Source organism: uncultured Methanobrevibacter sp. (assembly GCF_937898925.1).
Classification (GTDB): Archaea; Methanobacteriota; Methanobacteria; order Methanobacteriales; family Methanobacteriaceae; genus Methanobrevibacter.
The window spans coordinates 1-6,606 of record NZ_CALDKF010000030.1; the positions used below are offsets into that span (position 1 = coordinate 1).

Consider the following 6,606-nt stretch of genomic DNA (forward strand, 5'->3'; position numbering starts at 1 on the left):
TTGGAAACTCCACCTTTTTCAAATCAATGGACCATGAAACATTATTCATGCGCGTATTGGAGTTAAGGGAATATGCAATGGATTCAATCGAATTGCTAACCGGAAACAGAGTCAATATGGGTTGGAATGTTGTTGGGGGAGTCAGAATGGATGCTGATGAGCGCCATTTCAATGCAATACTCGATAACTTAAAGAAAATTGAAGATGGCTTTGATAGGCATATAGCATTATTTGAAGAGGCTCCAATCGTTGCATTAAGGGCAAAAGGCGTTGGAGTGATGACTAAAGAGGAAGCTATTAAAGGACATGCTGTAGGACCTATTGGAAGAGCTTCTGGTCTTAAGCATGACTTAAGAGAAGAGCATTATACTTATCGTGATTATTTTGACTTCAAGCCTATTTGGAGAAAAGAGGGAGACAACTATGCCCGTACATTAAATAGGCTTTATGAGGTTGAACAATCTATTGATTTAGTGAAACAGGCAATTGAAAATATGCCTGAAGGAGATATAAGAGTTCCTGTGGAAATTCCATCAGGATATGGGGAATGGAGAAATGAAGCCCCTCGTGGAGAAGTAAGATATATGGCTGAAACCAATGGAGATTTAATCAAGCGTATTTCTATCAGAACTCCAAGTATCATGAATATTGACTCCTGTGCAAAATACATGCTTAAGGATGTAGCAACAGTTGCTGATGCAGTAGCTACTTATGCGTCATCAGATCCTTGCATAGCATGTACTGAAAGAGTGGCTATAACTGATGTTGATACTGGCAAATCTACTGTAAAAGACTTCTTTGAGGTGAAATGAAATGTCCTCACTTATTTGGTATATTTATGAATTTGCTCGAAAAACCTGGATTGATGGATTTTTCGATGCAAAATCCAAGGAAGACATAGCACACAAGCCAGACAGATTCAGGGATTTTCCTGAAGTGATCAAGGAAAACTGTATTGGTTGTGGAAGCTGTACAGCATCTTGCCCATCACCAAATGCAATCAAATTGGTTAGGGATTCAGACAATGAGGAATCCATCGGTTTGATTTATCCAGTAATCAATAAAGCGGCTTGTATCAGATGCGGTTTCTGTGCTGAAGTCTGTCCTTCAACTCCAAAGACATTGGAATGTGGTGAAAACCATTTCATTCGCGAAGAGTTCAATATCATCCCATCAAAGAGAAAATACATTGTGGATGATTATTTATGCATAAGATGCCATAAGTGTATGGATGCCTGTGAAGTTGGAGCAATTGAAGAGATTGATGATAGGGTTGTTGTAAACCAATCCAAATGTATTTCCTGCGGAAAATGTTTAGAGACCTGTCCTGTAAAAGGTGCAATGAGAGGAGTCTTTGTAAACAATCTTGAAGAGCAAAAGAAAATCATTAATTTGGCAGTAAGTACATTAGAGGAATACATTGAATCCAAGCAGGATGACTTGATTAATTTAGGCACTGATAAGCTATTTTTAGATGAATTGAAATTCAAGCCTATATTTGATGAGTCTTTAACCATTTTAAATGATGAAGAGGTCGTTCATGAAGTCCTGGAAGATGCCATCAATAGACTGAAGATTAGAATTATCACTTGGGACGCTGACAATTGTAAGAAATGTCAAATGTGCATACCAGACTGTCCTACTGGAGCAATCAGTTTCGATAGTGATAACGATACCATTGTAAGGGATAAGGAAAAATGCTTAAGATGCAGTATATGCTATCAGACCTGTCCATTTGGTGTCATAAAATATTTCTTGGCTAAATTTAATCTAGATACAAATGATAATGATGAGGAAGTTATTCACATTTCTGTAAAAGCTTCTCAATTAGCAGAAAGGAGGGCTTAATATGGTTACTGTAGACCCTATACCAAGACCATTAAGAGATGTTCATATAGAGTATGAGATTGATAATGAGAAATGTATCAATTGTATGGATAAGCCATGCTTGAATGTCTGTCCTATTGATGCAGTTTATCAAGATGAAAATACCAAGTTAATTAAATTGGATGAACATTGTTTCGGTTGTGTCTTGTGTACCAATGCTTGTCCTTATGATGCTATACACATTAAGAAGACTTTAGCAGATCCTATTCGTGAAAATGTTCCAAACATAAACAAAAAGCTCTGTAGAGCTTGCGGTGCATGTGTGAATGCATGTAAGTCTGGAGCTATTCATTTAAGGTCTTCCGGTGGAGAGGAAGTCCATAGTGAAATAGATGAGGATAAGTGCATCCGTTGCGGATATTGCTTTAGGCACTGCCCTACTGATGCAATCAAATATGGGGAAATACTCCCTAAAACCGTTAAGGAAGGTAAAACTCTCTGCATTGACCAGGATGAATGTATTGGTTGTATGACTTGTACAAGGATTTGTCCTTCCAAAGGTGCAATCAATGTAGGAAAAACCAATAAGTTGCCGTTCATTGACCCTGCTTACTGTGCAAGATGTGAGGAATGTATGCATTCATGTCCTACCTATGCAATAGATTATGTGGAAAGGGAAGAGGCATTTGAATCATTCAATAAGATCAAGACATTGGAAATTGCATCTGAAATCATTGATAGGGATGTTCATAACATTTCAAAAGGTGTAACCAATATTGACAATGTTTTGGTTAAATTGCTTGAAGACATTTCCAAGGATTATCATTTTGATGATTTCGATTATGAAAACTCAATGGACATTAGGGATGTTCCTAGAGGAATGGAATTTTCAGATGTTGAAATATTCACCTGCACCAACTGCAGATCAATTGTAGTGAATGTAACTGATTTCCTTAATGAACGTTTGAATGCGCAGATTAAAAAGGATTTGGATGTTGTAAAGGTATTGGACCTTGTAGAGTTCTTCCCACCTGCACTTGGAATTGAAGTTGTGGAAGAGAATTGTATCAGCTGTGGACTATGCAGAGATGTCTGCCCTACTGAATCAATTAGTTTGGATGGTCCTAATCCAATTATAATAGATACAGACAATTCCTGTGTATACTGTGGATTATGTGCTGAAAGCTGTAATTTTGAAGCAATCAAGCTTAAGGAAGAATTCTTTACAAACAGGAATCATGAGATATTCTTCATTAAAAGAGACCTTAGAGGAAGAAGAAACGGTACTGTAGAGATTAATCATCATGCTTGTCAATTATGTGAAGTGTGTGTGAAAAATTGTCCAGTTGAGGCATTAAGCGTTGAAGATGGAAAGGTCGTTGTAAATCATGATGATTGTATTTCCTGTAGAAACTGTGAAGGAATCTGTCCAGTGAATGCAGCAAGAGTCTCTACAATTTGGCAGTTCTTGTAAATTATTTTTAAATTTTTAAATTATTTTTCTTTTTTTATTTTTATTAGATTATACTTATTGAAATTAAACACTTGAAGTTTAGGAAGATTAAATTATGGTAAAAAAAGTTTTTATCACAGATTGTGAAGGTCCATTAACATTAAATGACAATGCATATGAATTGGCAGATGAGTTTATTGAAGATGGTGGAAAATTATTCAAGATCATCAGTCGATTTGATGATTATCTTGTTGATGATGTCAAGCTTGAAAATTATCATGCTGGCGACACACTTAAACTTATTGTTCCATTTTATAAATTAGCGGGACTTACAAATGAAAAAATGATCAAGTTTTCAAGGGAAAATATTTATCTTGTTGATGGTTCTGATGACACTCTCAGATTCGCAAATGAACTTATTGATTCTTTCATAGTTAGTACTAGTTATGGTCAATATATTGAAGCTCTATGCAATTATATTGATTTCCCATTCCAAAATACTTATCACACACAACTTGATGTAGATGGAGCCACTAATTTCAATCAATTTGATAAAAAATCAGATAATGTTTCATCTAAAGCAAACAATTCTCAAACTATTGTTGGTGACAAATCACCAAAATTTATTGAAGAACTTAAGAAAGTTGAGGAATTTAGAAAAATCATACTTGAACATGGTGATGAAAGTGAAGATGATTTCAATGTTTTGTATGACATTTTCTTCAATGAGTTTCCAAAGCTTGAAATCAACAAGTATATTGAAAGTGTGAAAACTGTTGGTGGCAAAGGTAAGCAAATTGCAGTTGAGGATATTGTTGAAAGGTTTGGACTTGAATCAGGTTCCATTATCTATATGGGTGACAGCATAACTGATGTTGAGCCATTGCAATATGCAAGGGACAATGGCGGTTTGTCAGTAAGCTTCAATGGAAATGAGTATCCCTTGAATGTTGCAGAGATTGCAGTGATATCTAACCACACTATTGTAAGTTCCATTTTGATTGATCTTCACTCCAGATTTGATAAGGAATATGTTTTGGACTTTATTAGAGAGTATTCACAAAAAGGTCCAAATGCTGCATTTGAAGACTTTGAAGTGGATTATTCACTTATTGAAGAGTTTGAAAAAGTATTCTACAATAAGGAAGCGCCAATCATTGAGATAATTACAGATGATAATAGGGATTATCTGCTTAAGTTAAGCAAAGAGATGAGAAACGGCATCCGTGGAAAAGATATTGGTGGATTAGGTTAATATTAATTATATAAAAATATTTTATCAAGAATATTAGTAATGAGATGACATTTATGGCAAATTATGATAAGGTTGAAGATACATTCTTTGAATCATTTGATGGAATGTATATCAGAGCATTGATTACAGCAGAAGACGAATTGACTGTAAAGGAAGCAGCTTACGATGCTACAGCTACACCAAGTGCTGTAATTGGTAGGGTTGAAGCAGGTGTGGAAGCTTTTGTAGACGCTGATAAGACTCCTGATGGAAGACCTGGAGCTATCGTTCAATTTTGGTTAACTGATGACTTGAAAAAATTTGAAAAGGAATTATCCTACAGAATTCGTCAAGACATTCTTGTAAAGCCATTTACAAGGGTATTCAGCATAACTGAAAATCCTGTTGGCGCTATTGGAATGATGGAAAGCGTAGGCCATTGTGGTGATGGCTATGAATGGGAAATTGAAGAGTTTGGAAGAAAAATGATCAATGTCCCTATTGCAGTTCCTGATTTCCAGATTGAATCTGAACTTGCTTATGCAGAAGGAATCATGGGAGGTAACTTCTGGTATATGTGTTCCACAAAAGAAGCTGTCTTAAAGGCAGGCAGAATTATCATCGACACTATTATGGAAGTTGAAGGAGTCTGCACTCCTTTTGGAATATGCTCTGCTGCAAGTAAGCCTGAAACCAATTTCCCAGAGATTGGTCCAAGTACAAATCATCCGTATTGCCCTTCATTGAAGGAAAGGCTTGGCGATGAGTCAAAAGTTCCGGAAGGGGTAAATTACATTCCTGAAATCGTTATAAATGCAACCAGTCAGGAAGCTATGAACTTGGCTATTAAGAAAGCTATTGATGCAATTATAGACATCCCTGGTGTTGAAAGGATTTCAGCTGGAAACTTTGAAGGGCAATTAGGTGAACATAAGACCAATTTATTGGATATTTTGAAATAATTCTTCTAAATAATCTTTTAACGAGGTGAATTAAATGGAAGAAAATAATACAAATGTTCCGAAATCCTCAAAAAATGTAACTGCTGAAGATTTAGGTGTTGATGAGATAGTTTATGATGCAATCAATGTGGATGTAATAGGTTTTGGAGCATTGAATGTAGATAAGCTTTATAAGGTCGGTCACATTGCAGAAATCGATGGAGAAAGTTTCATTAAAGGTGAAGAGGAATCTCCTGGTGGTTCAGCAGCAAATACAATCATAGGACTTTCAAAGCTTGGATGCTCAACATCATATATTGGAAAGATAGCGGATGATGAGGAAGGAGACTTATTGGAATACAATCTAATGATTAATGATGTTTACTTAACAAATCTCATCTATGCAGAAAGCGGCAATTCCGGAAAGGTATTGGGTTTCGTTTCTGATGCAGGAGATAGGGCTCTTTATGTAGATCCTGGTGTAAATGATGAGATATCAATCGATGAGATCAATCCATTGAATGTCAATGCATGCAAGATACTTCATTACACTTCATTTGTTGGAGATTCTTTCTATGCTCAAAAGGAATTGTTGAATATACTTTCTGATAAGATTGTCTTAAGCTTTGATCCTGGAATGCTATATGTTAAAAAAGGAGTTGAAGAACTTAAGGAAATCCTTGAAAGAACTGATATTCTTCTTATTAATGAAGGCGAATTGAAGATATTGTTTGAAGATTATTATAAGGAAAAATTGAATTTATCTGGTGATGATTCTTTAAGCTTTAGAGATTTGGCAGTGAATGTTAGAAATGATGGCATTGGCACTGTTGTTGTAAAAAGAGGCTCTGATGGAGCTTATGCAATAAACAAGAAGGATGAAGAGGTTAAAATACCTGCGTTTGAATGTGATGCAGTTGATACAACTGCTGCAGGAGATTCATTTAATGCCGGTTTCTTGTATTCCTATCTTAAAGGATATGATTTGGCTAAATCATGTACAATAGCTAATTGGGTTGCTTCAAAATCCGTTCAAGCCATTGGCATTACCGGATTGCCTAATTTAGAGGATTTGGAAGAGTTTGGAGAAGCCGGGAAGAAGAAAAAAAAGAAAAAATCCCAAAAGAAGGCGGAACAGCAAGAAAAAGAGA

General features: G+C 35.8%; 6 protein-coding genes. All 6 read left to right on the forward strand.

Annotated elements, in window-relative coordinates; genetic code table 11:
* Positions 1-812, forward strand: an 812-nt coding sequence (locus Q0409_RS02330; protein WP_298534694.1) for a hypothetical protein, incomplete at its 5' end; no start/stop codon positions are given.
* A gap of 1 nt (position 813) precedes the next feature.
* A complete protein-coding gene (locus Q0409_RS02335) occupies positions 814-1,848 on the forward strand; it encodes a 4Fe-4S binding protein (RefSeq protein ID WP_298534696.1) in 1,035 nt (344 codons plus the stop codon).
* A gap of 1 nt (position 1,849) precedes the next feature.
* Positions 1,850-3,301: a 4Fe-4S binding protein gene (locus Q0409_RS02340; protein WP_298534698.1), complete on the forward strand. Its 1,452-nt coding sequence runs from the start codon at positions 1,850-1,852 to the stop codon at positions 3,299-3,301.
* 94 nt (positions 3,302-3,395) lie between these two features.
* Entirely contained in the window at positions 3,396-4,535 is a 1,140-nt protein-coding gene (locus tag Q0409_RS02345; protein WP_298534700.1) for a hypothetical protein, read from the forward strand.
* A gap of 53 nt (positions 4,536-4,588) precedes the next feature.
* The gene (locus Q0409_RS02350) at positions 4,589-5,476 is read left to right on the forward strand and encodes a formylmethanofuran--tetrahydromethanopterin N-formyltransferase (RefSeq protein WP_298534702.1); all 888 of its coding nucleotides are present in this window, start codon (positions 4,589-4,591) and stop codon (positions 5,474-5,476) included.
* 34 nt (positions 5,477-5,510) lie between these two features.
* The coding region (locus Q0409_RS02355) for a carbohydrate kinase family protein (RefSeq protein ID WP_298534704.1) at positions 5,511-6,606 on the forward strand (1,096 nt) is incomplete at its 3' end.

What these genes read in the sequence shown, in the direction of transcription:
- Q0409_RS02350 (WP_298534702.1), top strand. Translation starts at nt 4,589, where the DNA reads ATGGCAAATTATGATAAGGTTGAAGATACATTCTTTGAATCATTTGAT.
- Q0409_RS02335 (WP_298534696.1), top strand. Translation starts at nt 814, where the DNA reads ATGTCCTCACTTATTTGGTATATTTATGAATTTGCTCGAAAAACCTGG.
- Q0409_RS02345 (WP_298534700.1), top strand. Translation starts at nt 3,396, where the DNA reads ATGGTAAAAAAAGTTTTTATCACAGATTGTGAAGGTCCATTAACATTA.
- Q0409_RS02340 (WP_298534698.1), top strand. Translation starts at nt 1,850, where the DNA reads ATGGTTACTGTAGACCCTATACCAAGACCATTAAGAGATGTTCATATA.